A 26,273-nucleotide genomic window follows, 5' to 3' on the forward strand; every position below is an offset into this window, starting at 1 on the left:
GGCCTGTCAAGGGTGGCCGCAGGCCATCGCGCAGCGACGCGACCGCAGGGAGCGCCCTTGACAGGTCACGGCCCCACGGAGAGACAGTTGAACTGGCGGGCAGCCCCCGGGACCTCTCCGACCCCGCCCCGGCGAAGCCGCAGGCCCCCCGCGGCGGAGCCGCGCTCTCATGCCGCCCGCGGTAGCGGGTAGGACGTCGTTGCGCCGCCCGCCGGCTTCGTGACCGTCAGGGCCGGGGTGGGGGTGTTCGCCTTGGTGAGGGCGAGGTGGAGACCGCTGAGGGTGGCGGTGGGGTGCGCGCGGTCCAGCTTGGCCATCACGCGGACCAAGTAGGGGTCACCGGGCTTCCAGCCGGGGCCCACGTACCGGATCCAGGCTTCGGGGCCCTCCGCCTTGTTGCGCAGCACCGCGACCAGGCCCTCGCCGATGTAGACCGGAGTCCCCTCGTACCGGCCGTCGCCCGACACGCTGCCCGCACCCGCACCCGCACCCGTAATCACACCCACGCGCGCACCCACACCCACCGCCGTCCCGCCGCCCGGGACGGCCGAAGCCGCCGTTGCGGCGGGGGCGAGTAGGGCTCCGGCCAGGGCGGCGGTCGCGAGGGAAGTGCGCAGGGGGTGACGCATGACGACTCCTCGGGCAGCTGGAGTGGTCGGGCGGTGTGGCAACCCGAACCGTGTGGAGCGCAACGACAGCGTCCGCCCGGGGAGCCCTTCCCGCAACCGCCCGCACGATCCGTAGCCATCCCCAGCCGTTCCCGTAACCACTCGCGTAACCCCTCCCGTAACCACTCGCCCCCCGCAGACCGATATCGGGTGGTTATGGGGGAGGGGGTGACAGGCCGCTACGCGCGTAGATATGCTCATCTGGTGACCATGCCCACCACACTCCCCGCATTCGCTGACGTGACGACGTCCGACAGCGCGCTGCGCCGCTTCCTGCACGGGCTGCCCGGCGTCGACGCCGTCGGCCTGGAAGCGCGCGCCGCAGCTCTCGGCACCCGTTCGATCAAGACGACGGCCAAGGCGTTCGCCATCGATCTGGCCATCTCGATGATCGACCTGACCACGCTCGAGGGCGCGGACACCCCGGGCAAGGTCCGGGCGCTCTGCGCCAAGGGCGCGAACCCCGACCCGACCGACCGGACCACCCCGCGCACGGCCGCCATCTGCGTCTATCCCGACATGGCCGGGATCGCGCACGAGGCGCTCGCCGGGACCGGGATCAAGGTGGCCTCCGTGGCGACGGCGTTCCCCGCCGGCCGCGCCGCCCTGCCCGTGAAGCTCGCGGACACCCGTGACGCCGTCGCCGCGGGCGCGGACGAGATCGACATGGTCATCGACCGTGGCGCCTTCCTCGCGGGCCGCTACCTCGACACCTTCGAGCTGATCAAGGCCGTCAAGGAAGCCTGCGTCCGCCCCGACGGGACGGCCGCCCGCCTCAAGGTCATCTTCGAGACCGGTGAGCTGTCGACGTACGACAACATCCGCCGTGCCTCCTGGATCGGCATGATGGCCGGCGCCGACTTCATCAAGACCTCCACCGGCAAGGTGGGCGTGAACGCCACCCCCGCCAACACGCTGCTGATGCTGGAGGCCGTGCGCGACTTCCGTGCGCAGACCGGCGTGCAGATCGGCGTGAAGCCCGCGGGCGGCATCCGTACGACCAAGGACGCGCTCAAGTTCCTGGTCCTGGTCAACGAGACCGTGGGCGAGGACTGGCTGGACAACCACTGGTTCCGCTTCGGCGCCTCCAGCCTGCTCAACGACCTGTTGATGCAGCGCCAGAAGCTGAGCACCGGCCGTTACTCCGGTCCCGACTACGTGACGGTGGACTGATCACCATGGCATCCCTTTTCGAGTACGCACCGGCTCCCGAGTCCCGCTCGGTCGTCGACATCGCGCCGTCCTACGGCCTCTTCATCGACGGAGAGTTCACCGACGCCGCCGACGGCAAGGTCTTCAAGACCATCTCGCCGTCCTCCGAGGAAGTCCTCGCCGAGGTCGCCCAGGCGGGCGCCGCCGATGTCGACCGCGCCGTGAAGGCCGCCCGCAAGGCCTTCGAGAAGTGGTCCGCGCTGCCCGGCTCGGAGCGCGCCAAGTACCTCTTCCGGATCGCCCGGATCATCCAGGAGCGCAGCCGCGAGCTGGCCGTCCTGGAGACCCTGGACAACGGCAAGCCGATCAAGGAGACCCGCGACGCGGACCTCCCGCTGGTCGCCGCGCACTTCTTCTACTACGCGGGCTGGGCCGACAAGCTCGACCACGCGGGCTACGGCGCGAACCCGCGCCCGCTCGGCGTGGCCGGCCAGGTCATCCCGTGGAACTTCCCGCTGCTCATGCTGGCGTGGAAGATCGCCCCGGCGCTGGCGACCGGTAACACCGTCGTCCTCAAGCCGGCGGAGACGACCCCGCTCTCGGCCCTGTTCTTCGCGGACATCTGCCGCCAGGCGGGCCTGCCCAAGGGCGTCGTCAACATCCTCACCGGTTACGGCGACGCGGGCGCCGCCCTCGTCGAGCACCCGGACGTCAACAAGGTCGCCTTCACCGGCTCCACCGCCGTCGGCAAGGCCATCGCGCGCCAGGTCGCCGGTACGGACAAGAAGGTCACCCTGGAGCTGGGCGGCAAGGGCGCCAACATCGTCTTCGACGACGCCCCCATCGACCAGGCCGTCGAGGGCATCGTCACCGGCATCTTCTTCAACCAGGGCCAGGTCTGCTGCGCGGGCTCGCGCCTGCTGGTTCAGGAGTCGATCCAGGACGAGCTGCTCGACTCGCTCAAGCGCCGCCTGTCGACGCTGCGCCTCGGCGACCCGCTGGACAAGAACACCGACATCGGCGCGATCAACTCCGCGGCGCAGCTGGCCCGGATCACCGCGCTCGCCGAGACCGGCGAGGCCGAGGGCGCCGAGCGCTGGTCCCCGGCGTGCGAGCTGCCGTCCGCCGGTTACTGGTTCGCCCCGACGCTGTTCACCAACGTCACCCAGGCGCACACCATCGCCCGCGACGAGATCTTCGGCCCGGTCCTGTCGGTGCTGTCGTTCCGTACCCCGGACGAGGCGGTCGCCAAGGCGAACAACAGCCAGTACGGCCTCTCGGCCGGCATCTGGACGGAGAAGGGCTCCCGCATCCTCGCGGTCGCGAACAAGCTCCGCGCGGGCGTCGTCTGGGCCAACACGTTCAACAAGTTCGACCCGACCTCGCCCTTCGGCGGCTACAAGGAGTCGGGCTTCGGGCGCGAAGGCGGCCGTCACGGCCTGGAGGGCTACCTCGATGTCTGAGTCATCGTCGACGGCGCGTCTGAGCGTCTTCAAGACCTACAAGCTGTACGTCGGGGGGAAGTTCCCCCGCTCCGAGAGCGGCCGGGTGTACGAGGTGTCCGACTCCAAGGGCAAGTGGCTGGCCAACGCTCCGCTGTCCTCCCGCAAGGACGCCCGTGACGCGGTCGTCGCCGCCCGCAAGGCGTTCGGCGGCTGGTCGGGCGCGACCGCCTACAACCGGGGCCAGATCCTCTACCGCGTCGCCGAGATGCTGGAGGGCCGCAAGGACCAGTTCGTCCGCGAGGTCGGCGAGGCCGAGGGGCTGTCGAAGTCCAAGGCGGCCGCCGTCGTGGACGCGGCCATCGACCGCTGGGTCTGGTACGCGGGCTGGACCGACAAGATCGCGCAGCTCGTGGGCGGGGCGAACCCGGTCGCGGGGCCGTTCTTCAACCTCTCCACCCCGGAGCCGACGGGCGTCGTCACCGTCGTCGCGCCGCAGGACTCGTCCTTCCTGGGCCTGGTCTCGGTGATCGCCCCGGTGATTGCGACCGGCAACACCGCGGTCGTCATCGCCTCGGAGAAGTCTCCGCTCCCCGCCCTCTCCCTGGGCGAGGTGTTGGCCACCTCCGACCTGCCCGGCGGCGTGGTCAACATCCTGTCCGGCAAGGCCGCCGAGATGGGTCCGCACCTGGCCTCGCACCAGGACGTCAACGCGATCGACCTGGCCGGTGCCGACGAGGCGCTGGCCACGGAGCTGGAGATCGCGGCCGCGGACAACCTCAAGCGCGTGCTGCGCCGGTCGTCCACGGACGACTGGACCGCCGATCCGGGGACGAAGCGGATGACCGCCTTCCTGGAGACGAAGACCGTCTGGCACCCCACGGGCTCGCTGGGCGCCTCCGGCTCCGCCTACTAGCCCCCGCGACGCCCGGCGACGCCCCGCGAGCCCCCACAGGGGCCCGCCGGGGCCGTACGGGCCCCCGGAACCGGCCCCGACAGCGACCCCCGTGCTGTCGGGGCCTTCCCGTGTCCGGGCGGGCGACTTCGCGCCTACTTCACCGCGCCCGGCAGCAGCGGCCCGAGCAGCGAGGAGGCCGCCGCTTGGGGGAGTTCGCCGACCTTGGCGCCCTTGGTCACGCTGTCGGTGACCATGTTCGTGCCGACCGCCGGGAAGTCCGCGACCTGCGTGGCGATGCCGTTGTTCAGCGGGTCCACACCGGTGTTGGCGAGCGGGTTGACCTGGAGGTTCTTGATCGGGTTGGCCACCCCGGCCAGCGCGGCCGGAACGTCCAGCTCACCGGCCTGGGCCCCGCCGGTGGCCAGGGCGAGGGCCGCACCGGCCATGGTGAGGGTGAGCCCTGCGCTGCGCAGGGCCGACGAGGAGGCTGCGTGACGTGCCATGGATGTCCACCTGTGGTCGAGTCTGTGGTCGTAGTCGCGTGCGCACGCAGCGTAGTTGAAGTGTGATCCTGGATACCAACCGGCCACCGGGAGGACCCCCTGCGCGGGTTAATGGTTCACAATTGTGTTCCGTGAGCTGCTCCTCCCCCTCCCCGACCCGAGTCGTACTGCTGACCGGTCCGTCGGGCTCCGGAAAATCCTCGCTGGCCGCGCGCTCGGGGCTGCCGGTGCTGCGCCTCGACGACTTCTACAAAGAGGGCGACGACCCCAGCCTGCCGCTGGTCGACGGCAGCTCCGACATCGACTGGGACTCGCCCCTGTCGTGGGACGCGGACGCCGCGGTCGCGGCCGTCGCGCAGCTGTGCGCGGGCGGTCGTACCGAAGTGCCGGTCTACGACATCTCCACCAGCTCGCGGACCGGGGCCGAGACCCTGGACATAGCGCGCACCCCGCTGTTCATCGCGGAGGGCATCTTCGCCGCGGACATCGTGGCGCGGTGTCAGGAGCTGGGGCTGCTGGCCGATGCGATCTGCCTGCGCGGCCGGCCCTCGACCACCTTCCGGCGGCGCCTCGCGCGCGATCTGCGGGAGGGCCGCAAGTCGGTGCCGTTCCTGCTGCGCAGGGGCTGGCGGCTGATGCGCGCCGAGCGCGGGATCGTCGCGCGGCACGCCGCGCTGGGCGCGCACGCCTGTGCCCGTGACGAGGCCCTCGGTCGACTGGCCGCCGCCGCTGCCGGGCGCCACCGTGCGACGCGACCCACCGCGGCGGCGTAACAGCGCACGCAACGAAAAACGAGCGGGATCACGCGGACCCCCGGCCGCCTGATCCCGCTCGTCCCCCCTCCATGGCCGCCGTCCCACCCCCGTAGGACGGTCCCCCCGGCCGTGTGGTCTTCGTGGCGTTACGCCACCAGCTCCTCGAAGGACTCCGTCTCGTCGGCGCCGAAGCTCAGGGCCTGGTCCTCGCGCAGGCGGCGCAGGGAGCGCCAGATGCTCGACTTGACCGTGCCGACGCTGATGTCCAGGATGTCGGCGATCTCCGGGTCCGTGCGGCCCTCGTAGTAGCGCAGCACCAGCATCGTGCGCTGCGGCTCCGGGAGCCGGGTCAGGGCCTGCCACAGGACCGCGCGCAGCTCCGTGCCGCGCATCGCGTCCGTGTCGGAGGCCGTCTCCGGCAGTTCCTCGGTCGGGTACTCGTTCAGCTTCCGGCGGCGCCAGGCGCTGATGTGCAGGTTGGTCATGGTGCGGCGCAGGTAGCCGCCCACGGCCGCCTTGTCGCTGATCCGGTCCCAGGCGCGGTAGGTGGAGAAGAGCGCGCTCTGGAGCAGGTCCTCCGCCTCGTGGCGGTCACCGGTGAGGTGGAAGGCGGTCGCGTAGAGCGAGGCCCGGCGGGCTTCGACGTACGCCGTGAACTCGGCTTCCGCCGAAACGGACGGTGCGGGTGCGGCCGCGGGGGCCACGGAGGGGGCGGTGTAGGTCTGTGCGTCGATGGCTACCGTGTGCGCCGGCCGCTGTCGGGCGACGGTGACCGGACGGACACCCGCCCGTCGGTTCACATCGTGCAGCCGCGTGACAACCGCGCTGGTCGTGGTGCCGTACAGCGTGTTCATCTCGCGCCCCCCGTCGTGGAGTGTGTCTGCTTCGGTTCTTCGTCTGTGCGTTGGTAGAAGCCTGCCCCGGTGAGATAACCGGGGTGTCCTTCGACTGTCACAGGCCTGTCACAGGCGCCTGTGAAGGAGCTCCCGCCGGGAGTTCGCCGCACGACGGTCGTACGCCCGACGGTCGATGGGACAGAATGAGCCCGTGCCTTTCCTGTTGCTGATCGAGGACGACGACGCCATCCGCACGGCCCTCGAACTCTCCCTGTCACGCCAGGGCCACCGTGTGGCCACCGCGGCGACGGGTGAGGACGGCCTGAAACTGCTGCGCGAGCAGCGGCCGGATCTGATCGTGCTGGATGTGATGCTGCCCGGGATCGACGGTTTCGAGGTGTGCCGCCGGATCCGGCGCACCGACCAGCTGCCGATCATCCTGCTGACCGCGCGCAACGACGACATCGATGTCGTCGTCGGCCTGGAGTCGGGGGCCGACGACTACGTCGTCAAACCCGTCCAGGGCCGGGTGCTCGACGCCCGGATCCGGGCCGTGCTGCGCCGCGGCGAGCGCGAGGCCACCGATTCGGCGGTCTTCGGTTCGCTGGTGATCGACCGCGCCGCCATGACCGTGACCAAGAACGGCGAGGACCTCCAGCTCACGCCGACCGAGCTGCGCCTGCTGCTGGAGCTGAGCCGGCGGCCCGGTCAGGCGCTCTCGCGCCAGCAGCTGCTGCGGCTGGTCTGGGAGCACGACTACCTCGGCGACTCGCGCCTGGTCGACGCCTGCGTCCAGCGGCTGCGCGCCAAGGTGGAGGAGATCCCCTCCTCGCCGACGCTCATCCGTACCGTGCGCGGCGTCGGCTACCGCCTGGACTCCCCGCAGTGATCCGTGCCGCGGCGCAGGCGCTGCTCGGGCGACGGCGCTGGACGAGCCTGCGCCTGCGGCTGCTCCTGGTCTTCGCGCTGGTCGCGCTGACGGCGGCGGTCTCGGCTTCGGGGATCGCGTACTGGCTCAACCGCGAGGCGGTCCTGACGCGTACCCAGGACGCGGCGCTCGGCGACTTCCGGCAGGAGATGCAGAACCGGGCGGCGGCGCTGCCCGCCGACCCGTCGCAGGAGGAGCTGCAGCGCACCGCCGAGTTGATGGCGGGCAGCAGCCCCGGCTACAGCGTGCTGCTGGTGCGCGAGGGCAAGGACGGGCGCAGGGTCTTCGGGACGGCGGGTCCCGACTCCTTCGGGCTGGACGACGTACCCAAGTCCCTCCAGCAGGCCGTCAACGACCGGCAGAAGACCACCTCGGCCAACAGCGCCGAGTACCACATGTACTGGCAGCGCACGAAGCCGCGCGGCAACCCGTACCTGGTCGGCGGGACGCGGATCGTGGGCGGCGGGCCGACCGGTTACATGTACAAGTCGCTCGCCCAGGAGCGGGACGACCTGAACGCGCTCGCCTGGTCGCTGTGCATCGCGACCGGGCTCGCCCTGCTCGGCTCGGCGCTGCTCGCGCAGGCGGCCGCCCGTACCGTGCTCAAGCCCGTGCAGCGGCTCGGGGACGCGGCGCGCAAGCTCGGCGAGGGGGAGCTGGACACGCGGCTGGAGGTGTCCGGGACGGATGAACTGGCCGACCTGTCGCACACCTTCAACAAGACGGCCGAGGCGCTGGAGAAGAAGGTCGCCGACATGAGCGCGCGGGAGGAGTCGAGCCGGCGCTTCGTCGCCGACATGTCCCACGAACTGCGCACGCCGCTCACGGCGTTGACGGCGGTGGCCGAGGTCCTCGAAGAGGAGGCCGACACGCTGGACCCGATGATCGCGCCGGCGGTCGGGCTGGTCGTGAGCGAGACCCGTCGGCTCAACGACCTGGTCGAGAACCTGATGGAGGTCACCCGCTTCGACGCGGGAACGGCCCGGTTGGTGCTCGACGACGTCGACGTCGCCGACCAGGTCACGGCCTGCATCGACGCGCGGGCCTGGCTGGACGCGGTGGAACTGGAAGCGGAGCGCGGCATCGTGGCGCGCCTCGACCCGCGCCGCCTCGACGTGATCCTGGCGAACCTGATCGGCAACGCCCTCAAGCACGGCGGCTCGCCGGTGCGGGTCTCGGTGCGGGTCTCCGAGCCCTCGGAGGACGCCGAGGGCGTGTCGTGGCTGGTCATCGAGGTCAAGGACAACGGGCCCGGGATCCCCGAGGAGGTGCTGCCGCACGTCTTCGACCGCTTCTACAAGGCGAGCGCCTCCCGGCCGCGGTCGGACGGCAGCGGGCTGGGCCTGTCCATCGCGGTGGAGAACGCCCACATCCAGGGCGGCGAGATCACCGCCGCCAACGGGGACGGCGGCGGCGCGGTGTTCACGCTGAAGCTGCCGGTGGACCTGGGCGGAGGTGCGGGCGGATGAGCGGGACGAGCACGACGAGCACGACGAGCGGGACGAGCGGGACGGGCCGGATGAGGCGGATGCGCAACGGGCTGCTCTTCGGGGCGGCCGCGGCGGGATTGTTGGCCGGTACGGTCGGCTGCGGCATCCGGGCCACGACGGTCCCGGTCGACGTCGGGGCGGCGCCCTCGCGGGTGTCCTGCGACACGCCCGCGCAGCCGGGCGCGGACCCGCAGGGGTTCCGGGCCACCGTGCAACTGCTCTGCGGATCGCAGTTGGTGGGCGTGGAACGGGTGGTGCCGCTGCCGGAGAAGAGCACGGTGCGCGACCCGCTGGCCCTGGTCGCCCAGGCGCTGCTGGAGGCGCTGGAGCGGCCGACGTCGGGGCAGGAGGCGGACGCGGGCTTCAGTACGGGCGTGCCGCAGAACCTCTCGGCCGGCGCGCCGCGGCCCGGCGACCCCAAGGGCGCGCTGCGGTTGAGCCGCAAGCCGGAGGACCTGACGCCGATCGCCCTGTCCCAGATCGTCTGCACCCTGGCCGGCAGCGAGGCGATGGGCCTGGGCGCGGGCCCGGTCGTCCTGGGCGGCCCGGACGCGGACCCGCCGCGCACCTGGGAATGCACGGACGCGGTCCGCGCCCGCCCGGAGTCGATCCCGACCCTGGGCGACGTGGTCAAACCGAGCCCGAGCCCGGCCCCTTCCTGACGCGCCCCTGGCCTTCTTGACGCGCCCCTCGCACGGCTCGGCGCGGGGCGCCTCCCCGGCTTCGCGCCGCTGCGCCGGCCTCCGACCGGCGGGGCGGTGGCGGGTGTCCGTCCTCAGCGGACGACGGGCCCCCGCCCGGCCCGCCAGTCGGCGATGCGCTTGCGGATGCCGGACACCATCGGGAGGTCGTCGATGGCGTCCGGTGCGAACCACGCCACCTCGAGCGACTCGTCGGAGGTCCGGAGAGCGCCCCCGGTGGGACGGGCGAGCAGGCAGATCGAGAACTCCTGGCGGACTTCGCCGTCGTTGTACGCGAAGACGTGCCCGGGGTCGGTGTACGTCCCGACGATGCCGGTGACCTCGACCGTCACGCCCGTCTCTTCGAGGGTCTCCCGGACCGCGCAGTCGGCGATGGATTCCCCGAGCTCCATCTTCCCGCCGGGCAGGGCCCACATCCCGTTGTCCGTGCGGCGCTGCAACAGCACCCGCCCCGCGTCGTCGACGACGACCGCCGACGCGGCGGGCACCAGACTATTCGCCTCGGGGGCGTCGGGGTCGTCCTCGTAATCACGCCTGGCCATCGCGGCCGCCCTCCCTGATGTCGCGCCCCCGGCTCCACAACTCCTCCGCATGGCCGGCGAACCGGTCGAACATGCCGTCCTCCCCGTGCCGGCGCACATGGAACATGGGCGAGTCGTGCCCGATCGCGCGAGCGAGGTGAGGAGTGACGAGGGCGTCGGAGTCGAAGCGGAACACGCTGAGGCCGACGTGGTTGGTGGCGTCCTCGGGGGCGCTGACCCGGACCTCCAGGCCGTCGAGGGGGCCGAGGCGATCCAGGTGCTCCAGGGTCGTGCGGATGCGGGTGGAGACGGTCAGGGCCGCCCCCTCGATCGCCTCGCGTCGGCGGGTGGTCTCCCCGTACGGGTCACCGACGAGGAAGCGCACCCGGCACCCGCGCTCGACCTTCTTCCGAAGGGTCCCGGCGAAGTCGGGGATCATGCTCCAGAAGAAGTAGTTCGTGTACCCCGCCAGCAGCAGGTCGGCCGTGGTGTCGGTGATCAGGCTCGCCCACGCGGTGGAAGGGCATGCGGATCGGTACGGGTACGAGCGGACGAGTTCCCTGTCCTGCCCGACCTTCACGCGACTGGTCACTGCCTCGGGCCAGATCATGTGCTCTTCAACTCCCAACACACGCGCCACATCTGCACGGTTTCGAGCATGCGGCACCAGAGCGGCATCCGCTAACCAGCGGGTGACGGTCTTCCCGGTCACCCCCACCCGATCGGCCAACTGGTGCGGCCTCACGCCGGCATCGGCCATAGCTGAGCTCAAGGCCGTGTTCAAGGGGCCTCCATTGGACATTTGGGCGTTCTGTGGAACATAGCGCGGAACGGCCCAACCGTCCCTGTACATGGGCGGATACGTCCCGGGGCGGAGAGCACGCTGATGCCAACGGCAAACGAAGTGCGGGAGGTCCGATGGACGGGGATCAGCATGCGGCGAGTGGTGCGGCCACCTCGGCGGGTCGGGGTGCGCGCCAGGTCTGCGGAGCCACCGGCGAGCTGCCGCTGGTGCTGGCCTTCGGTGCGGTGCAGATCGCCGACGAGGGCAGGGAAGCTCTCGACCTGATCGAGTCGAACCTTCGGTGCACGCTCGGGCCGCACCGCGGGCGCCATCACGATCTCGTCCTCGACATGGACAGGGAGGACGGTGCGGATGGACCTCATGGCGAACGGGCGAGAGGCCGACCGCCGTCGAAGTGCTCAGGAACTGCGGTGCGGTCGACGAGCTGGGTCTCGGGGGCGACGCGGTGTGCACGCAATTCGCGGGTCACCCGGCCGAGCACTCCTGGGCCCTGCTCGACCCCTTGCTGGCGTCCGTCGACCAGTACCTGTCCGGAGTCTTGCGGAGGGCGGCCACGCAGTTCCTGGACGCCGCGGGTCGCGCCCGACTCCGCCCATGAGCGGCCTGCTCGGCACGGTGAACGAGAGTCTCGGGGCACCGCTGGCTCCCCGGCGGGCTACCACTGGTGGCGCGACGCGGGCCGCCCGGGGCCGGAGCGGTTCGGGCTGACGGTCACTCCCGAGGGCACGCACGTGCCGTGGCTCGACACCCCGGACAACCCCGTACCCGGCCTGGCCTGACGCCCGTAGGTCCCTCCCTACGCCGACGGCCCCCCGGGCGGGTGCTCGGGGGGCCGTCGGCACGCTCGCAGATCGACGGACGGAGTCCGGCGCAGCGGGCCGAAGCCCGCGGAGCGGCGCGAGGTGCGCGTTGGAGACTCAGATGCCCGCCGCCTCGGCCAGGTCCTGCTTGATCGCGTCCAGGATTTCCTGGCCGCGGGTGCGGGCCGGGGTCAGGTCCGGGGCGTCCGTGACCGGGACGACCACCTCCAGGTAGCACTTGAGCTTGGGCTCGGTGCCGGAGGGGCGGACGATCACGCGGGCCTTGTAGGTGCCGTCCAGGTAGTAGCGCAGGCCGTCGGTGGGCGGAAGCGACGCCGTGCCCTCGTTCAGGTCCTCCGCCGAGACCACCCGCAGGCCCGCCAGCGAGACCGGCGGGTTCGCGCGCAGCGCCGCCATCGCCGAGGCGATGACCGACAGGTCCTCGACCCGGACCGACAGCTGGTCGGTGGCGTGCAGGCCGTGGGCCATCGCCAGGTCGTCCAGGAGGTCGCTCAGGGTGCGGCCCTGCTCCTTGAGGACCGAGGCCAGCTCGGCCACCAGCAGGGCGGCCGTGACGCCGTCCTTGTCGCGGACGCCCTCGGGGTCCACGCAGTAGCCGAGCGCTTCCTCGTACCCGTAGCGCAGGCCCTCGACGCGGGCGATCCACTTGAAGCCCGTCAGGGTCTCCTCGTAGCCGACGCCGGCCGCCTCCGCGATCCGGCCCAGGAGGGAGGAGGAGACGATCGATTCCGCGAAGACGCCGCGCGCGCCCTTCGACACCAGGTGCGCCGCCAGCAGCGCGCCGACCTCGTCGCCGCGCAGCATCCGCCAGCCCGACGCCGAGGCGTCGTCCGGGACGGCCACGGCGCAGCGGTCCGCGTCCGGGTCGTTGGCGATCACGATGTCGGGCCGGACCTCGGCGGCCTTCGCGAAGGACAGGTCCATCGCCCCCGGCTCCTCCGGGTTGGGGAAGGCCACCGTCGGGAAGGCCGGGTCCGGCTCGGCCTGCTCGGCGACGAGGACCGGCGCCGGGAAGCCGTGCCGGGCGAAGGCCGCCAGGACGACGTCCTTGCCGACGCCGTGCATGGCCGTGTAGACGGTCCGCACGGTCCGCGGGGACCCGGGGGTCAGGACCGCGTCCGTACGCGCCAGGTAGGCCTCCAGGACCTCGTCACCGAGGTCCTCCCAGCCGCTCTCCGGGCGCGGTACGTCGGCCAGCGCGCCGATCGCGTCGATCTGCGCCGCGATCTCCGCGTCCGCCGGGGACACGATCTGGGAGCCGTCGCCGAGGTAGACCTTGTAGCCGTTGTCCCGGGGAGGGTTGTGGCTCGCGGTCACCTCGACACCGGCGACGGCGCCCAGGTGCCTTATGGCGTACGCCAGGACCGGCGTCGGCAGCGGTCGGGGCAGGACGGCCGCGCGCAGACCGGCGCCGGTCATCACGGCGGCGGTGTCCCGCGCGAAGTCCGCCGACTTGTAGCGCGCGTCGTAGCCGACGACCACCAGGCCGCCCGCGTGTCCCTGCGCCTTCAGGTAGGCCGCGAGGCCCGCCGCGGCGCGGATGACCACATTGCGGTTCATCCGCATCGGGCCCGCGCCGAGCTCGCCGCGGAGGCCGGCGGTGCCGAACTGGAGCAGGCCGGAGAACCGGTCCGCCAGCTCGTCCAGATCCCGCTTCTCGATGAGCTGGGTCAGCTCCTCGGCGGTCTCCGGGTCCGGGTCCTCCGCCAGCCAGGCCTGCGCCCGGGCGATCAGGTCGTCCTGTTCCTGCACTGCTTCCGCCTTACCTCTCGTGACCTCACGTACCGCCGGTTCGGATGGCTCAGATCCGGGCGAGGACCTGGGTCAGCAGCTGACCCATGCGGGCGGCCGAGTCGCGGCCGGCCTGCAGGACCTCTTCGTGGTTGAGCGGCTCGCCCGACAGGCCCGCCGCCAGGTTGGTGACCAGGGAGATGCCCAGGACCTCCGCGCCGGCCTCACGGGCCGCGATGGCCTCCAGCACGGTGGACATGCCGACCAGGTCCGCGCCCATGACGCGGATCATGTTGATCTCGGCCGGGGTCTCGTAGTGCGGGCCGGGGAACTGGACGTAGACGCCCTCTTCCAGCGACGGGTCGATCTCCTTGCACATCGCGCGCAGGCGCGGCGAGTACAGGTCGGTCAGGTCCACGAAGTTCGCGCCGATGATGGGCGAGGTGGCCGTCAGGTTGAGGTGGTCGCTGATCAGGACCGGCTGGCCGGGGCGCATGCCCGGGCGCAGGCCGCCACAGCCGTTGGTGAGGACGATCGTCTTGCAGCCGGCGGCGACGGCGGTGCGGACGCCGTGCGCGACGGCGGCGACGCCGCGGCCCTCGTAGTAGTGGGTCCGGCCGAGGAAGAGCAGCGCGCGCTTGTCGCCGATCTTGTACGAGCGGATCTTGCCGCCGTGGCCTTCGACGGCGGGCGGGGGGAAGCCCGGGAGTTCGGTGACGGGGAATTCGGCCTCGGGAGCGCCGAGCGCTTCGGCGGCGGGCGCCCAGCCGGAGCCCATGACGAGGGCGACGTCGTGGGTTTCGGCGCCGGTCAGCTCACGCAGACGCGCGGCCGCGGCGTCGGCGGCGGCGTGGGGATCGGTAACAGATGCGTTCACGCGGACGAGCGTAACCGCTCTGCCCCTACGCGCGTAGATGGCACAGCTCACGGTGTTCGGATCGTTGCTTTGTCGTTTCCGACCAAATGTCCCGGAGCGGTCCCGACGCGGGGCGCCGGGACCCGTCCGTGGGCGGCGCTCAGCAGGGCCGCTTGCGCAGTTCCATCACGTAGTCGTGCGGCGCGCCGGCGGATTCGGCGGCGTCCGCCAGCTCCCCGAGGTAGCGCGCCGAGGGCAGCCCGCCCTCGTAGCCGTTCAGTACGTACACCCAGGCGGCCTCCTCGCCGTCCAGCGTGTGCACGCGCACCCGCATCCGGCGGTAGATGTCGAGCCCGACACCCTCCCAGCGGTCCATGGACTCCTCGTCCAGCGGCGCGACGTCGTACAGGGCGACGAAGACCTGGTGGCGGGGCGCTTCCACGATCGTGGCGAGCGCGCCTTCCCAGCCCATCTGTTCCCCACCGAACGTCAGCCGCCAGTCGTTCAGCCACCCCGTTCCGCGCAGCGGGGAATGCGGAGCGCGGCGCGTCATCAGCCGCGGGTCGAGGTTGCCGGCGTACGCGGCGTAGAGCGACATGAGGTCGAGGGTACGGGAGGTACGGCGATGGACGCGTGCCCGGATGGCGGGACCGGGCGCGAAGCACCTTGATGCGTGCGGGACAATGGGGCACGGAATGCATCCCCCGGGGAGACCCCCGGAACCCCGGCCGGGGGGCAGCCGGCCGGGTAGACGTGAGGCGGACTTTTCGTGACCCGGATCGTGATCATCGGCGGCGGCCCCGGCGGATACGAGGCGGCCCTGGTAGGCGCCCAGCTCGGCGCGGAGGTGACCGTCGTGGACTGCGACGGTCTGGGCGGGGCCTCGGTCCTCACCGACTGCGTGCCCTCCAAGACCCTGATCGCCACCGCCGAGGTGATGACGACCTTCGACTCGTCCTACGAGGAGCTGGGCATCGTCGTCGCCGACGACACCCCGCCGCTGGAACAGGCGGCCCGGGTGGTCGGCGTGGACCTCGGCAAGGTCAACCGACGGGTCAAGCGCCTCGCGCTGGCCCAGTCGCACGACATCACGGCCTCCGTCACCCGGGCGGGCGCCCGCGTGCTGCGCGGCCGCGGCAAGCTCGGCGGCCCCCAGGGCATCGACGGCACCCGTGACGTCATCGTGACGGCCGCGGACGGTACGGAGACGATCCTGACCGCCGACGCCGTCCTGATCGCCACCGGCGGGCACCCGCGCGAGATCCCGGACGCGATGCCCGACGGCGAGCGGATCCTGAACTGGACCCAGGTCTACGACCTGGAGGAGCTGCCCGAGGAACTGATCGTCGTCGGTTCCGGCGTCACCGGTGCCGAGTTCGCCGGCGCCTACCAGGCCCTCGGCTCCCGGGTCACCCTCGTCTCCTCCCGCGACCGCGTGCTGCCGGGCGAGGACCCGGACGCCGCGGCCGTCCTGGAGGACGTGTTCCGCCGCCGCGGCATGAACGTCGTGGGCCGCTCCCGGGCCGAGTCCGCCAAGCGGGTCGGCGACCGGGTCGAGGTCACCCTGTCCGACGGCCGGGTGATCACCGGCACGCACTGCCTGATGGCGGTCGGCGCGATCCCCAACACCAAGAACATGAACCTGGAGGAGTCCGGCGTCCGGCTCACCGAGTCCGGGCACATCTGGACCGACAAGGTCTCGCGGACCTCCTCCCCGGGCGTGTACGCCGCCGGTGACGTCACCGGGATCTTCGCCCTGGCGTCCGTCGCGGCCATGCAGGGCCGGATCGCGATGTACCACTTCCTCGGCGACGCGGTGACCCCGCTGAACCTCAAGACGGTGTCCTCGAACGTCTTCACCGACCCCGAGATCGCCACCGTCGGCTACACGCAGGCCGACGTGGACTCCGGGAAGATCGACGCCCGTTGCGTGAAGCTGCCGCTGCTGCGCAACCCGCGCGCCAAGATGCAGGGCATCCGCGACGGTTTCGTGAAGCTCTTCTGCCGTCCCGGCACCGGGATCGTCGTGGGCGGCGTGGTCGTGGCCCCGCGCGCGAGCGAGCTGATCCACCCCATCTCGATCGCCGTCGACAACAACCTGACGGTCGAGCAGATCGCAAACGCGTTCACCGTGTACCCCTCGCTGTCGGGGTCGATCGCCGAGGTGGCCCGCCAGCTGCACACCCGCAAGGCGGCCGGCGAGGCGTAATTGCCTTACCCCTTCCGGCGCTTCCGGTGGTGACCGGTTGCGCCGGAAGCGCGCATATCACACCAGTGCCCGATCTGTTCTCATCTTCTGCATTTCGGCGTCGGGCCCTGAAAGGAACGGACTGGTTGCGTTACTGTCAGTTTCGTGTTCGCTGCAGAACGTCGTCAATTGATCCTCGAAATGGTGCGCGCCAACGGAGCGGTATCGCTCCGTGAGCTCGCCCGCGTCGTCCAGACCTCCGAAGTGACCGTACGGCGGGACGTGCGGGCACTGGAGGCAGAAGGACTCCTCGACCGCCGGCACGGCGGTGCGGTCTTGCCGGGCGGTTTCACGCGGGAGTCCGGCTTTCCGCAAAAGTCCCATCTCGCGACGGCGGAGAAGACCGCCATTGCCGATGTCGCGGCGGGTCTCGTCGAAGAAGGCGAGGCCATCGTCGTCGGCGCGGGAACCACCACCCAGGAGCTGGCCCGTCGGCTCGCCCGGGTGCCGGGTCTGACCGTCGTCACCAATTCGCTGCTCGTCGCCCAGGCGTTGGCGCACGCCAACCGGGTCGAGGTCGTCATGACCGGCGGGACCCTGCGCGGGTCCAACTACGCCCTGGTCGGCAGCGGAGCGGAGCAGTCCCTGCAAGGGCTGCGCGTCTCCCGGGCGTTCCTGTCCGGGAGCGGGCTGACGGCCGAACGCGGGCTGTCCACGTCCAACATGCTCTCCGCGAGCGTGGACCGGGCGTTGGTGCAGGCGGCCGCCGAGGTGGTGGTCCTGGCCGACCACACCAAGCTCGGCACGGACACCATGTTCCAGACGGTGCCCACGGACGTCATCACCCGACTCGTCACCGACGAGCCGCAGTCGCACGACGACCGGGCCGCCACCGAGCTCCAGGCGCTGGCCGACCAGGGCGTCCAGATCACGGTCGCGGGGGGGAACACCCCCCCCCCCCCCCCCCCCCCCCCCCGCCCCCCCCCCCCCCCCCACGACCGACGGCATGCAGGGCCGGCGTCCGCGCCGCGACTCCCCGCTGCCCGTACAACGCCGTGGCGGCCCCACCGCACAACTGCGCAGCGCCCCCTCGGGGATGCTGGAGCAGCAGGCGGGGGAGCGCGCCAGGGTCGCGGACATGCGCCGCCGCTAGGGCGCGTGAACGTGTGGGAACGCCGACGGGGCCGGAGTGATCCGGCCCCGTCGGTGCGGTGAGGTGTGGTGCGGGCGGCGGTGGTCGCCGCCCGACGACCTCAGTCCTTGATCTCGCAGATCGTGGCGCCCGAGGTGACCGAGCCGCCGACCTCGGCGGCCAGGCCGACGACGGTGCCGGAGCGGTGCGCGTTGAGCGGCTGCTCCATCTTCATGGCTTCGAGTACGACGATCAGGTCGCCCTCGTTGACCTGCTGGCCCTCCTCGACGGCCACCTTGACGATGGTTCCCTGCATCGGGGACGCCAGGGTGTCGCCGGACGCGGCCGGGCCGGACTTCTTCGCGGCGCGCCGCTTGGGCTTGGCGCCCCCGGCGGCCGCGGTGCGGGCCAGGGTCATGCCCAGGCTGGAGGGCAGCGAGACCTCCAGGCGCTTGCCGCCGACCTCGACCACGACGGTCTCGCGGCCCGGCTCGTCCTGCTCCTCGTCGGCCGCGGGGACCACGAAGGCGGGGATCTCGTTGACGAACTCGGTCTCGATCCACCGGGTGTGGACCGTGAACGGGTTGCCGTCGGCGGGCGCGAACGCGGGGTCGACGACGACCGCGCGGTGGAAGGGCACGGCGGTGGCCATGCCCTCGACCTCGAACTCCGCGAGCGCGCGGGCGGCGCGCTGCAGGGCCTGCTCGCGGGTGGCGCCGGTGACGATCAGCTTGGCCAGGAGCGAGTCCCAGGCCGGGCCGATGACGCTGCCGGACTCGACGCCCGCGTCCAGGCGGACGCCCGGGCCCGAGGGCGGGGCGAACTTGGTGACGGTGCCGGGGGCGGGCAGGAAGCCGCGGCCCGGGTCCTCGCCGTTGATGCGGAACTCGAAGGAGTGCCCGCGCAGGACCGGGTCGCCGTAACCGAGTTCCTCGCCGTCGGCGATCCGGAACATCTCGCGGACCAGGTCGATGCCGGCGACCTCTTCGGTGACCGGGTGCTCGACCTGGAGGCGGGTGTTGACCTCCAGGAAGGAGATCAGGCCGTCGGCGGAGACCAGGAACTCGACCGTGCCGGCGCCGACGTAGCCGGCCTCCTTGAGGATCGCCTTGGACGCGGCGTACAGCTCCGCGTTCTGAGCCTCGCTCAGGAAGGGGGCCGGGGCCTCCTCGACCAGCTTCTGGTGGCGGCGCTGGAGCGAGCAGTCACGGGTGGAGACGACGACCACGTTGCCGTGGGAGTCGGCCAGGCACTGGGTCTCCACGTGACGCGGCTTGTCGAGGTACTGCTCGACGAAGCACTCGCCGCGCCCGAAGGCGGCGACGGCCTCGCGGACCGCGGAGTCGTAGAGCTCCGGGATCTCTTCGATGGTGCGGGCGACCTTGAGACCGCGCCCGCCACCGCCGAAGGCGGCCTTGATCGCGATCGGCAGCCCGTGCTCGGTGGCGAAGGCGACGACCTCGTCGGCCCCGGAGACCGGGTCGGGGGTACCCGCGACGAGGGGGGCCCCGGCGCGCAGCGCGATGTGTCGGGCGGCGACCTTGTCGCCGAGGTCACGGATGGCCTGCGGGGGCGGGCCGATCCAGGTCAGGCCCGCGTCGATGACGGCCTGCGCGAATTCGGCGTTCTCCGACAGGAAGCCGTATCCGGGGTGGATGGCGTCGGCTCCGGAATCGGCAGCCGCCTGAAGGACCTTCGCGATGTCCAGATAGCTGGCGGCCGGGGTGTCACCGCCCAGCGCGAAAGCTTCGTCGGCCGCGCGGACGTGCAGAGCGTCCCGGTCCGGATCGGCGTACACGGACACGCTAGCGATCCCGGCATCCCGGCAGGCCCGGGCAACGCGGACAGCGATTTCGCCACGGTTGGCGATGAGCACCTTGCGCACGATGGCTCCCTCCTTGAAACAAGCTGAGTTTAGGGACAGCCGACACGGCCTTTCGACCCGTCCCCAGAGGTGAGCTTGCCCACACGGAGCGTTATTCGAGGCTCCCTCGAGTGTCGACACCCCTTGTGGCGCCCCAGGTCAGCGGGATCCCCGACTGCACCCTAGCCGTGCCGTGTGTCCAAGGTCTCTGCGTTTGGGGTCAGCGGGTCGCCAGGTTTCTTTGTGGAGTCTCTACCAACGGGCCCGGCTTTCTTTGCCCGTAACGAAGCGGCCCCGACCCCTTGTCCGGAGGTTTACCCGTTAGTAGCCTCCAGGAGTCGAACGCTTTTGTGGACGCATGCGGATCGGGTGGGGGCGCCGTGCTGCGCAGACTCGTGGCCTCGGTGGCCGCGATCGTTCTTGTGGTGGAAGCGGCGGTGCTGGTGCTCGTCCACATCGTGCTGGGCGCGACCACGCACAACCAGGCCATGTCGATAGCGGGCATGGATCCTGACGTCATGTCGACGGCCACCTACGCCATGGGCGCGGGCATCGGCGTCTTCCTGCTGGCGACGGCGGTGTTCCTCGCCGTCACCGCGGTCCGCGACCGGCCCCCGGGCCGCTTCGCCCGCGTGCTGTTCGTCGTCACGGCCGTCACCCACATCGTGCTCGGCGCCCTCGCCGCCGCACTGGTCGGCTGGGGCGCCTTCGCGGTCACGATGCTGATCTTCGCCCTGCTGGTGCTGACCCTGACGCTCTACGCCAGGGTCAGCGGGGAGATGCGGATCACGTCCACAAGTCCGTGATGGACACGTCCAGTTCGCCCAGCAGCGAGCGGAGCAGCGGCAGCGACAGCCCGATCACGTTGCCCGGGTCCCCGTCGATGCCGTCGACGAAGGGCGCCGAGCGGCCGTCGAGGGTGAAGGCCCCGGCCACGTGCAGCGGCTCACCGCTCGCCACGTACGCCGCGACCTCCGCGTCCGACGGCTCGCCGAAGCGGACCGTCGTGGACGCGGTGGCGGAGACCCGAGCCCCGTTCGCGGTGTCGATCAGGCAGTGCCCGGTGCGCAGGACGCCGCTGCGGCCGCGCATCGCCTTCCAGCGGGCCACGGCCTCCTCGGCGTCGGCGGGCTTGCCCAGCGCCTCCCCGTCCAGCTCCAGCACGGAGTCGCAGCCGATCACCAGCGCCCCCGCGGCCTCGGGCAGCGCCGCCACCACGGCGGCCTTCGCCTCGGCCAGGACGAGCGCCAGCTCGGCCGGCGAGTCCGCCTCCAGGGCGTCCTCGTCCACCCCGCTGACGATCACGTGCGGGGCGAGACCGGCCTGGCGCAGCAGGTTCAGTCGGGCGGGCGAGGCGGAGGCGAGGACGAGGGCGCGCGGCTGCGCGGGCGTGGCGGTCATGGGGGCCATCGTAGGAGCCCCGGGGGGCCTGCGCGGACGGCCTCAGCGCAGGCCGTGCACGCCGAGGACGTAGACGACCACCACCATCGCCAGCGCCAGGACCACGCTCATCCGGCGGATCATCGACTGCGCCTCGCGCATGTCCTTCGGCGGCTCGTTCTTCGGATCGGACCAGAGCATGACCCGATCGTGCTCCGGGTACGCCGGTGGCGCCTGAGTACGGGTACTCAGGCGCCACCGTCCGTTCACGTCATCTTCGGCGTCTTCGGCCCGGGCGCGCGCCCGGGCACCGGCTCAGGACGGCCAGTACGTACGCCCCCACGCCCGCGGCCCCGGCTGCGGCAGCCGCCGTCGGGCCACCCGCGAGGGGGCCGCCCACTCGTCCTCGACCCGGGGAGCGCCCGGCGCCGCCGCTGCCAGCGCCGCCGCGCGCGCTTGGACCACCGCCAGTGCGGCGGCCAGCTCCTCGGGGGTCGGGTTGCCCTTGACCACCTTGATCACCACAGAGACCTCCAGGGTCCGGTCCGGGGTCCTACAGGGGAATGTTGCCGTGCTTCTTCGGCGGCAGCGACTCGCGCTTGGTGCGCAGCTGCCGCAGCCCCTTCACGATGTGCGCCCGGGTCTCGGACGGCATGGTCACCGCGTCGATGTAACCGCGCTCGGCGGCCGTGTACGGGTTGAGCAGGGTGTCCTCGTAGTCGGCGATCAGCGCGGCCCGGGTGGCCTCGGCCTCCGCCTCGTCCTTGGCGGCGGCGATCGTCCGCCGGTGCAGGATGTTCACCGCGCCCTGCGCGCCCATGACGGCGATCTGCGCGGTCGGCCAGGCCAGGTTCAGGTCGGCGCCGAGGTGCTTGGAGCCCATGACGTCGTAGGCGCCGCCGAAGGCCTTGCGGGTGATCACGGTGATGAGCGGGACGGTGGCCTCGGCGTACGCGTAGATCAGCTTCGCGCCGCGTCGGATGATTCCGTTGTACTCCTGGTCCGTGCCCGGCAGGAAGCCCGGTACGTCGACGAACGTCAGCACCGGCACGTTGAAGGCGTCGCAGGTCCGCACGAACCGGGCGGCCTTCTCGCTCGCGTCGATGTCCAGGCAGCCCGCGAACTGCATCGGCTGGTTCGCCACGATGCCCACCGGGTGGCCCTCGACCCGGCCGAAGCCGGTCAGGATGTTCGGCGCGAACAGGGCCTGGGTCTCCAGGAACTCGCCCTCGTCCAGGACGTGCTCGATCACGGTGTGCATGTCGTACGGCTGGTTGGCGCTGTCCGGGATCAGGGTGTCCAGTTCCAGGTCCGTGGCCGAGACCTCGGTGTCCGCCTCCTCGGGGAAGGCGGGCGGCTCCGAGAGGTTGTTCGACGGCAGGTACGCGAGGAGCGACTTCACGTACTCGATCGCGTCCTTCTCGTCCCCGGCCAGGTGGTGGGCCACGCCCGAGACGCTGTTGTGCGTGCGGGCGCCGCCCAGCTCCTCGAAGCCGACGTCCTCGCCGGTGACCGTCTTGATGACGTCCGGACCGGTGATGAACATGTGCGAGGTCTGGTCGACCATCACCGTGAAGTCGGTGATGGCGGGGGAGTACACGGCGCCGCCCGCGCAGGGCCCGACGACCAGGCTGATCTGCGGGATCACACCGGAGGCGTGCACGTTGCGGCGGAAGATCTCGCCGTACATGCCGAGCGCGCTGACGCCCTCCTGGATCCGGGCGCCGCCGGAGTCGTTGATGCCGACGAGCGGGCAACCGGTCTTCAGCGCGAAGTCCATGACCTTCATGATCTTCTGCCCGTAGACCTCGCCGAGGGCCCCGCCGAAGACGGTGAAGTCCTGCGAGAACACGGCCACCGGGCGCCCGTCGACCGTGCCGTAGCCGGTCACCACGCCGTCACCGTAGGGCTTGGTCTTCTCCAGCCCGAAGTTGGTCGAGCGGTGCCGGGCGAAGCCGTCCAGCTCGACGAACGACCCCTCGTCCAGCAGTAGCGCCACCCGCTCACGAGCCGTCAGCTTGCCCTTGGCGTGCTGCTTCTCCACGGCGAGCGCGGATCCGGCATGGGTCGCCTCGTCGATGCGGCGCTGCAGGTCCGCGAGCTTGCCCGCGGTGGTGTGGATGTCGATCGGCTCTGAGGGTTGAGACATCGGGGTCGCGGCTCCCTGGAAGGTCAACTGCCATGGTCAATTGATTGACTGCTGCTGGCTACTGGTGCGTAGCGTATCGGCGGGCATGGCGCTCGGCAGTGCGGCGTTTGCCACACCTACTGTGGGTTGCATGACGCCATCAGATGCCTCATCCGGAACCGCCGCCGACCGCTGGTCCAGCCTGAGCCGGCCGCCGCTGTCCGCCGCAGCGCTCCAGCGGGCCCTCGTGGTCCCGGGTGGACTGTGGACCTCGGTCGAGGTGACCGGATCCACCGGCTCCACCAATACCGACCTCGCCGCGCGGGCCGCGGACCTCCCGGAGGGGGCCGTACTGGTCGCCGAGGAGCAGACCGCCGGGCGCGGGCGCCTCGACCGCAGCTGGACGGCCCCCGCGCGCTCGGGGCTGTTCTTCTCGGTCCTGCTCAAGCCCGGGCCGGACGTACCGGTGGAGCGCTGGGGCTGGCTGACCCTGCTCGCCGGGGTGGCCACCGCGACCGGGCTGTCCCGGGCGGCCGGGGTGGACACCGCCCTCAAGTGGCCCAACGACCTGCTGGTCACCGTGGACGGCGACGAGCGCAAGGCCGGCGGCATCCTCGCCGAGCGCACCGGCGACGGGGTGGTCGTCGGCATCGGGCTGAACGTCTCGCTGACCGAGGACGAACTGCCCGTGCCCGCGGCCGGTTCGCTGCTGCTCGCCAAGGCGACCGTCACCGACCGCGACCCGCTCCTGAAGTCCGTACTGCGCTCCCTGGAGCAGTGGTACGAGCGCTGGCGGGCGGCCGGCGGCGACCCGGCGACCAGCGGTCTGCAGGAGACGTACGCGGCGGGTTGCGCGACGCTGGGCAGGCACGTGCGGGCGGAGCTGCCCGGCGGGCGGCAGCTGACCGGAACGGCCGAAGCGGTGGACGCGGACGGACGGCTGGTGATCCGGACGGCGGACGACGCGCACGAAGCGGTGGGCGCGGGGGACGTCGTACACCTGCGGTCGATCCACTAGGTCGCCGGTGGGCGATGAACAGCTGGTGGAGTGGGGAGTGAGCTACGGCACACCTGCCGTATGGTTTAGGCGATCCCGGTGCTCCCGGTGATCAACCGGTTCGGCAGGGCAGTGCGCACGGAATGGACAGGAGGCGGCTCTTGACCGTCGACGACCCGACGTCCAGCGCGTCCGGCTCCCCGGGCGGCGGACCCGTGAGCGGTCCGGGCACCCCGATCGGCCGTGACCAGCACACTCCCCACCACGAGGTCGACCACACCGTCCAGCCGACGGCGGATCCGCTCGCCATCCGGCTGGAGCAGCTCATCCTGGGCGCCGAGCGCCGGTACACGCCCTTCCAGGCGGCCCGCAGCGCCGGCGTCTCGATGGAGCTGGCGTCGCGCTTCTGGCGGGCCATGGGCTTCGCGGACATCGGGCAGGCCAAGGCGCTGACCGAGGCGGACGTGCTGGCCCTGCGCCGGCTCGCCGGCCTGGTGGAGGCCGGGCTGCTCAGCGAGCCGATGGCGGTGCAGGTGGCGCGCTCCACCGGGCAGACCACGGCGCGGCTGGCCGAGTGGCAGATCGACTCGTTCCTGGAGGGGCTGACGGAGCCGCCGGAGCCGGGGATGACCCGTACGGAGGTCACGTACCCGCTGGTGGAGCTGCTCCTGCCGGAGCTGGAGGAGTTCCTCGTCTACGTGTGGCGCCGCCAGCTGGCGGCGGCCACCGGGCGGGTGGTGCAGGTCGCCGACGACGAGGAGATGGTCGACCGGCGGCTCGCGGTGGGCTTCGCGGACCTGGTGGGCTTCACCCGGCTGACCCGGCGCCTGGAGGAGGAGGAGCTGGGCGAGCTGGTCGAGGCCTTCGAGACCACGGCGGCGGACCTGGTGGCCGCGCACGGCGGCCGGCTGATCAAGACCCTCGGCGACGAGGTGCTGTACTGCGCCGACGACGCGGGGACGGCGGCGGAGATCGCGCTGCGCCTGATCGAGACGATGGAGCAGGACCCGCAGATGCCCGAGCTGCGGGTGGGCATCGCCTTCGGCACGGTGACGACCCGGATGGGCGACGTCTTCGGGACCACCGTGAACCTGGCCTCGCGACTGACCTCGATAGCGCCGAAGGACGCGGTGCTCGTGGACGGGGCGATGGCGGAGGAGCTGGGCCGCACCGGGGCGGCGCCGGTCTCGGAGAAGAAGGCGGCCGAGGAACAGGCGCAGGCGGGGCCGGACGCGGACGGGGTGACGTACCGCTTCGCGCTCCAGCCGATGTGGCAGCGGCCGGTGCGCGGACTGGGGGTCGTGGAGCCCTGGTTGCTGACGCGGCGGACACCTAAGATCCCTGGGTAACGTTCGTTAACCAGGAGGGTGTGGGCGCTGTGGGCACTGGCGACGAGGCTGAGGTCCGGTTCGGGGAGTTCATCGCGGTACGGCGCCACGGCGAGGGCGGCGCGGTGGCGGAGCTGGTCCTGGACCGGCCCAAGGCCATGAACGCCGTCTCGGACGCGCTGGCGCGCTCGCTGGGCGAGGCGTGCGGGGCGCTGGCGGCCGACGCCGGGGTGCGGGTCGTCGTCCTGACCTCCACGCACGAGCGGGCCTTCTGCGTGGGCGCGGACCTCAAGGAGCGCAATTCCCTGACCGACGCGGAGCTGGCGGCCCGGCGGCCCGCCTCGCGCGGCGCCTACGGGGGTGTGCTCGCCCTTCCGATGCCGACGATCGCGGCGGTGCACGGGTTCGCCCTCGGCGGCGGCTTCGAGCTGGCCCTGTCCTGCGATGTGATCGTGGCCGACGAGACCGCGGTGGTGGGGCTGCCGGAGGTGTCGGTGGGCGTGATCCCGGGCGGCGGCGGTACGCAGCTGCTGCCGCGGCGGGTCGGGGCGGCGCGGGCCGCGGAGCTGATCTTCACCGCGCGGCGGGTGGAGGCGGCGGAGGCGCTGGAGCTGGGCCTGGTCGAATCTGTGGTCCCGGCGGGCACGGACCGTGCGGCGGCCCTGGAGCTGGCCGGGCGGATGGCGGCGAACTCCCCGGTCGGCCTGCGGGCCGCGAAGCGGGCGCTGCGCCTCGGGCACGGGCTCGACCTGGCGGCCGGGCTGGACGTCGAGGACGCGGCCTGGTGGGGCGTGGCCTTCTCCGCGGACCGGGCCGAGGGCGTGGCCGCGTTCAACGAAAAGCGCAAGCCGAACTGGCCGCTCCAGCAGGCCTGACCTCCGCCCCGCCCCCGGGCCAATCCATCCCCGCCGGCTGGCGCAGGCCCCGGGCCAATCCAGCCCCGCCGGCGTTTGAGGCGCGGCTCCGCCCGAGGCGCCGACCCCGGGCAGCTCCAGCCTCGCCGGCGTTTGAGGCGCGGGGTTCGGGGTGCAGGCCCCGGGCTAATCCAGCCCCGCCGGCGTTTGAGGCGCGGGGTTCGGGGCGGAGCCCTGAGAAGCGGCGCCGCAGGCCGCCCCCTGGGGCTCCGCCCCAGACCCCGCGCCTCAAACG

26 protein-coding genes are annotated in these 26,273 nt (G+C 71.9%); 13 read left to right on the forward strand and 13 right to left on the reverse strand.

Annotation, left to right across the window (positions count from 1 at the left end; all coding sequences use genetic code 11):
* Positions 1 to 167 precede the first annotated feature (167 nt).
* On the reverse strand, positions 168 to 629 hold the full coding sequence (locus ACZ4UB_RS38570; protein ID WP_468077815.1) for a hypothetical protein: 462 nt from the start codon (positions 627 to 629) through the stop codon (positions 168 to 170).
* Positions 630 to 878: 249 nt separating this feature from the next.
* On the opposite strand from ACZ4UB_RS38570, the gene deoC reads away from it, so the two are divergent.
* Genes deoC through ACZ4UB_RS38585 form a run of 3 tightly spaced genes read left to right on the forward strand, consistent with a single transcriptional unit; the run spans position 879 to position 4,178 of the window.
* A complete protein-coding gene (deoC, locus tag ACZ4UB_RS38575) occupies positions 879 to 1,841 on the forward strand; it encodes a deoxyribose-phosphate aldolase (RefSeq protein WP_354379776.1) in 963 nt (320 codons plus the stop codon).
* Between the two features lie 5 nt (positions 1,842 to 1,846).
* Positions 1,847 to 3,283, forward strand: a complete 1,437-nt coding sequence (locus tag ACZ4UB_RS38580) for an aldehyde dehydrogenase family protein (protein WP_468077817.1) — start codon at positions 1,847 to 1,849, stop codon at positions 3,281 to 3,283.
* Positions 3,276 to 4,178 (forward strand): aldehyde dehydrogenase family protein, encoded by a 903-nt coding sequence (locus ACZ4UB_RS38585; RefSeq protein ID WP_354379774.1) that lies wholly within the window; start codon positions 3,276 to 3,278, stop codon positions 4,176 to 4,178. Before ACZ4UB_RS38580 ends, ACZ4UB_RS38585 begins: the two co-directional genes overlap by 8 nt.
* Before the next feature lie 134 nt (positions 4,179 to 4,312).
* Here the strand turns inward: ACZ4UB_RS38585 and ACZ4UB_RS38590 are convergent, their stop codons facing one another.
* Positions 4,313 to 4,663, reverse strand: a complete 351-nt coding sequence (locus ACZ4UB_RS38590; protein ID WP_354379773.1) for a hypothetical protein — start codon at positions 4,661 to 4,663, stop codon at positions 4,313 to 4,315.
* A gap of 65 nt (positions 4,664 to 4,728) precedes the next feature.
* Between ACZ4UB_RS38590 and ACZ4UB_RS38595 the strand changes: the two genes are divergently transcribed.
* Positions 4,729 to 5,436, forward strand: a complete 708-nt coding sequence (locus ACZ4UB_RS38595) for a uridine kinase family protein (RefSeq protein ID WP_468077843.1) — start codon at positions 4,729 to 4,731, stop codon at positions 5,434 to 5,436.
* A 128-nt stretch (positions 5,437 to 5,564) separates the two neighbouring features.
* Here ACZ4UB_RS38595 and ACZ4UB_RS38600 read toward each other — a convergent pair whose 3' ends face one another.
* Positions 5,565 to 6,272 (reverse strand): SigE family RNA polymerase sigma factor, encoded by a 708-nt coding sequence (locus ACZ4UB_RS38600; protein WP_468077819.1) that lies wholly within the window; start codon positions 6,270 to 6,272, stop codon positions 5,565 to 5,567.
* A gap of 193 nt (positions 6,273 to 6,465) precedes the next feature.
* Between ACZ4UB_RS38600 and afsQ1 the strand changes: the two genes are divergently transcribed.
* The 3 genes from afsQ1 to ACZ4UB_RS38615 are packed head-to-tail and all read left to right on the forward strand — an operon-like array spanning position 6,466 to position 9,334.
* A complete protein-coding gene (afsQ1, locus tag ACZ4UB_RS38605) occupies positions 6,466 to 7,143 on the forward strand; it encodes a two-component system response regulator AfsQ1 (RefSeq protein WP_283460500.1) in 678 nt (225 codons plus the stop codon).
* Positions 7,140 to 8,651 carry a sensor histidine kinase gene (locus ACZ4UB_RS38610; protein WP_468077821.1) on the forward strand — a complete coding sequence of 504 codons (1,512 nt, stop codon included), beginning with the start codon at positions 7,140 to 7,142 and terminating at the stop codon, positions 8,649 to 8,651. Before afsQ1 ends, ACZ4UB_RS38610 begins: the two co-directional genes overlap by 4 nt.
* Positions 8,648 to 9,334: a hypothetical protein gene (locus ACZ4UB_RS38615; RefSeq protein WP_468077823.1), complete on the forward strand. Its 687-nt coding sequence runs from the start codon at positions 8,648 to 8,650 to the stop codon at positions 9,332 to 9,334. Before ACZ4UB_RS38610 ends, ACZ4UB_RS38615 begins: the two co-directional genes overlap by 4 nt.
* Before the next feature lie 113 nt (positions 9,335 to 9,447).
* Here the strand turns inward: ACZ4UB_RS38615 and ACZ4UB_RS38620 are convergent, their stop codons facing one another.
* The 5 genes from ACZ4UB_RS38620 to ACZ4UB_RS38640 all read right to left on the reverse strand — a co-directional run bounded on the left by ACZ4UB_RS38620 (position 9,448) and on the right by ACZ4UB_RS38640 (position 14,705).
* On the reverse strand, positions 9,448 to 9,915 hold the full coding sequence (locus ACZ4UB_RS38620) for an NUDIX hydrolase (RefSeq protein ID WP_468077825.1): 468 nt from the start codon (positions 9,913 to 9,915) through the stop codon (positions 9,448 to 9,450).
* The gene (locus tag ACZ4UB_RS38625; RefSeq protein WP_468077827.1) at positions 9,902 to 10,486 is read right to left on the reverse strand and encodes an XRE family transcriptional regulator; all 585 of its coding nucleotides are present in this window, start codon (positions 10,484 to 10,486) and stop codon (positions 9,902 to 9,904) included. Before ACZ4UB_RS38625 ends, ACZ4UB_RS38620 begins: the two co-directional genes overlap by 14 nt.
* A 1,130-nt stretch (positions 10,487 to 11,616) precedes the next feature.
* On the reverse strand, positions 11,617 to 13,272 hold the full coding sequence (locus ACZ4UB_RS38630) for a phospho-sugar mutase (RefSeq protein WP_468077829.1): 1,656 nt from the start codon (positions 13,270 to 13,272) through the stop codon (positions 11,617 to 11,619).
* 49 nt (positions 13,273 to 13,321) lie between these two features.
* Entirely contained in the window at positions 13,322 to 14,128 is an 807-nt protein-coding gene (locus tag ACZ4UB_RS38635) for a purine-nucleoside phosphorylase (RefSeq protein WP_330332264.1), read from the reverse strand.
* A 139-nt stretch (positions 14,129 to 14,267) separates the two neighbouring features.
* Positions 14,268 to 14,705 (reverse strand): gamma-glutamylcyclotransferase family protein, encoded by a 438-nt coding sequence (locus ACZ4UB_RS38640; RefSeq protein ID WP_283460507.1) that lies wholly within the window; start codon positions 14,703 to 14,705, stop codon positions 14,268 to 14,270.
* A 171-nt stretch (positions 14,706 to 14,876) separates the two neighbouring features.
* Here ACZ4UB_RS38640 and ACZ4UB_RS38645 point away from each other — a divergent pair, with 171 nt between their 5' ends.
* A complete protein-coding gene (locus ACZ4UB_RS38645) occupies positions 14,877 to 16,316 on the forward strand; it encodes an NAD(P)H-quinone dehydrogenase (protein WP_468077832.1) in 1,440 nt (479 codons plus the stop codon).
* A 180-nt stretch (positions 16,317 to 16,496) separates the two neighbouring features.
* Positions 16,497 to 17,510, forward strand: coding sequence for a DeoR/GlpR family DNA-binding transcription regulator (locus ACZ4UB_RS38650; protein ID WP_468077845.1), 1,014 nt, complete (start codon positions 16,497 to 16,499; stop codon positions 17,508 to 17,510).
* 38 nt (positions 17,511 to 17,548) lie between these two features.
* Here ACZ4UB_RS38650 and ACZ4UB_RS38655 read toward each other — a convergent pair whose 3' ends face one another.
* Entirely contained in the window at positions 17,549 to 19,312 is a 1,764-nt protein-coding gene (locus ACZ4UB_RS38655) for an acetyl/propionyl/methylcrotonyl-CoA carboxylase subunit alpha (protein WP_468077834.1), read from the reverse strand.
* A gap of 359 nt (positions 19,313 to 19,671) precedes the next feature.
* On the opposite strand from ACZ4UB_RS38655, the gene ACZ4UB_RS38660 reads away from it, so the two are divergent.
* Positions 19,672 to 20,097 carry a hypothetical protein gene (locus ACZ4UB_RS38660; protein ID WP_468077836.1) on the forward strand — a complete coding sequence of 142 codons (426 nt, stop codon included), beginning with the start codon at positions 19,672 to 19,674 and terminating at the stop codon, positions 20,095 to 20,097.
* On the opposite strand, the gene ACZ4UB_RS38665 is transcribed toward ACZ4UB_RS38660, so the two are convergent.
* From ACZ4UB_RS38665 to ACZ4UB_RS38680, 4 genes are all read right to left on the reverse strand, one after another.
* On the reverse strand, positions 20,078 to 20,701 hold the full coding sequence (locus ACZ4UB_RS38665; protein WP_354379761.1) for a Maf family protein: 624 nt from the start codon (positions 20,699 to 20,701) through the stop codon (positions 20,078 to 20,080). The genes ACZ4UB_RS38660 and ACZ4UB_RS38665 overlap by 20 nt on opposite strands.
* Before the next feature lie 33 nt (positions 20,702 to 20,734).
* Positions 20,735 to 20,872, reverse strand: coding sequence for a morphogenic membrane protein MmpB (mmpB, locus tag ACZ4UB_RS38670; RefSeq protein WP_354379760.1), 138 nt, complete (start codon positions 20,870 to 20,872; stop codon positions 20,735 to 20,737).
* A gap of 114 nt (positions 20,873 to 20,986) precedes the next feature.
* Positions 20,987 to 21,196, reverse strand: a complete 210-nt coding sequence (locus ACZ4UB_RS38675; RefSeq protein ID WP_354379759.1) for an acyl-CoA carboxylase epsilon subunit — start codon at positions 21,194 to 21,196, stop codon at positions 20,987 to 20,989.
* 28 nt (positions 21,197 to 21,224) lie between these two features.
* Positions 21,225 to 22,820, reverse strand: a complete 1,596-nt coding sequence (locus ACZ4UB_RS38680; protein ID WP_354379758.1) for an acyl-CoA carboxylase subunit beta — start codon at positions 22,818 to 22,820, stop codon at positions 21,225 to 21,227.
* 130 nt (positions 22,821 to 22,950) lie between these two features.
* Here ACZ4UB_RS38680 and ACZ4UB_RS38685 point away from each other — a divergent pair, with 130 nt between their 5' ends.
* The 3 genes from ACZ4UB_RS38685 (at position 22,951) to ACZ4UB_RS38695 (ending at position 25,999) form a co-directional block, all read left to right on the forward strand.
* The gene (locus tag ACZ4UB_RS38685) at positions 22,951 to 23,817 is read left to right on the forward strand and encodes a biotin--[acetyl-CoA-carboxylase] ligase (protein WP_468077839.1); all 867 of its coding nucleotides are present in this window, start codon (positions 22,951 to 22,953) and stop codon (positions 23,815 to 23,817) included.
* A gap of 140 nt (positions 23,818 to 23,957) precedes the next feature.
* Positions 23,958 to 25,145 (forward strand): adenylate/guanylate cyclase domain-containing protein, encoded by a 1,188-nt coding sequence (locus ACZ4UB_RS38690; protein WP_467965997.1) that lies wholly within the window; start codon positions 23,958 to 23,960, stop codon positions 25,143 to 25,145.
* 29 nt (positions 25,146 to 25,174) lie between these two features.
* Positions 25,175 to 25,999, forward strand: coding sequence for an enoyl-CoA hydratase/isomerase family protein (locus tag ACZ4UB_RS38695; protein WP_468077841.1), 825 nt, complete (start codon positions 25,175 to 25,177; stop codon positions 25,997 to 25,999).
* The last annotated feature ends 274 nt before the right edge of the window (positions 26,000 to 26,273 follow it).

Source organism: Streptomyces sp. NPDC028419 (assembly GCF_055565515.1).

Bases quoted from the DNA above. Each gene is read 5' to 3' on its own strand.
- ACZ4UB_RS38680 (WP_354379758.1), bottom strand. From the start codon at position 22,820: ATGTCTCAACCCTCAGAGCCGATCGACATCCACACCACCGCGGGCAAG.
- ACZ4UB_RS38580 (WP_468077817.1), top strand. From the start codon at position 1,847: ATGGCATCCCTTTTCGAGTACGCACCGGCTCCCGAGTCCCGCTCGGTC.
- ACZ4UB_RS38620 (WP_468077825.1), bottom strand. From the start codon at position 9,915: ATGGCCAGGCGTGATTACGAGGACGACCCCGACGCCCCCGAGGCGAAT.
- deoC (WP_354379776.1), top strand. From the start codon at position 879: ATGCCCACCACACTCCCCGCATTCGCTGACGTGACGACGTCCGACAGC.
- ACZ4UB_RS38665 (WP_354379761.1), bottom strand. From the start codon at position 20,701: ATGGCCCCCATGACCGCCACGCCCGCGCAGCCGCGCGCCCTCGTCCTC.
- ACZ4UB_RS38585 (WP_354379774.1), top strand. From the start codon at position 3,276: ATGTCTGAGTCATCGTCGACGGCGCGTCTGAGCGTCTTCAAGACCTAC.
- ACZ4UB_RS38650 (WP_468077845.1), top strand. From the start codon at position 16,497: ATGGTGCGCGCCAACGGAGCGGTATCGCTCCGTGAGCTCGCCCGCGTC.
- ACZ4UB_RS38600 (WP_468077819.1), bottom strand. From the start codon at position 6,272: ATGAACACGCTGTACGGCACCACGACCAGCGCGGTTGTCACGCGGCTG.
- ACZ4UB_RS38570 (WP_468077815.1), bottom strand. From the start codon at position 629: ATGCGTCACCCCCTGCGCACTTCCCTCGCGACCGCCGCCCTGGCCGGA.
- ACZ4UB_RS38615 (WP_468077823.1), top strand. From the start codon at position 8,648: ATGAGCGGGACGAGCACGACGAGCACGACGAGCGGGACGAGCGGGACG.
- ACZ4UB_RS38640 (WP_283460507.1), bottom strand. From the start codon at position 14,705: ATGTCGCTCTACGCCGCGTACGCCGGCAACCTCGACCCGCGGCTGATG.
- ACZ4UB_RS38685 (WP_468077839.1), top strand. From the start codon at position 22,951: ATGACGCCATCAGATGCCTCATCCGGAACCGCCGCCGACCGCTGGTCC.
- ACZ4UB_RS38590 (WP_354379773.1), bottom strand. From the start codon at position 4,663: ATGGCACGTCACGCAGCCTCCTCGTCGGCCCTGCGCAGCGCAGGGCTC.
- mmpB (WP_354379760.1), bottom strand. From the start codon at position 20,872: ATGCTCTGGTCCGATCCGAAGAACGAGCCGCCGAAGGACATGCGCGAG.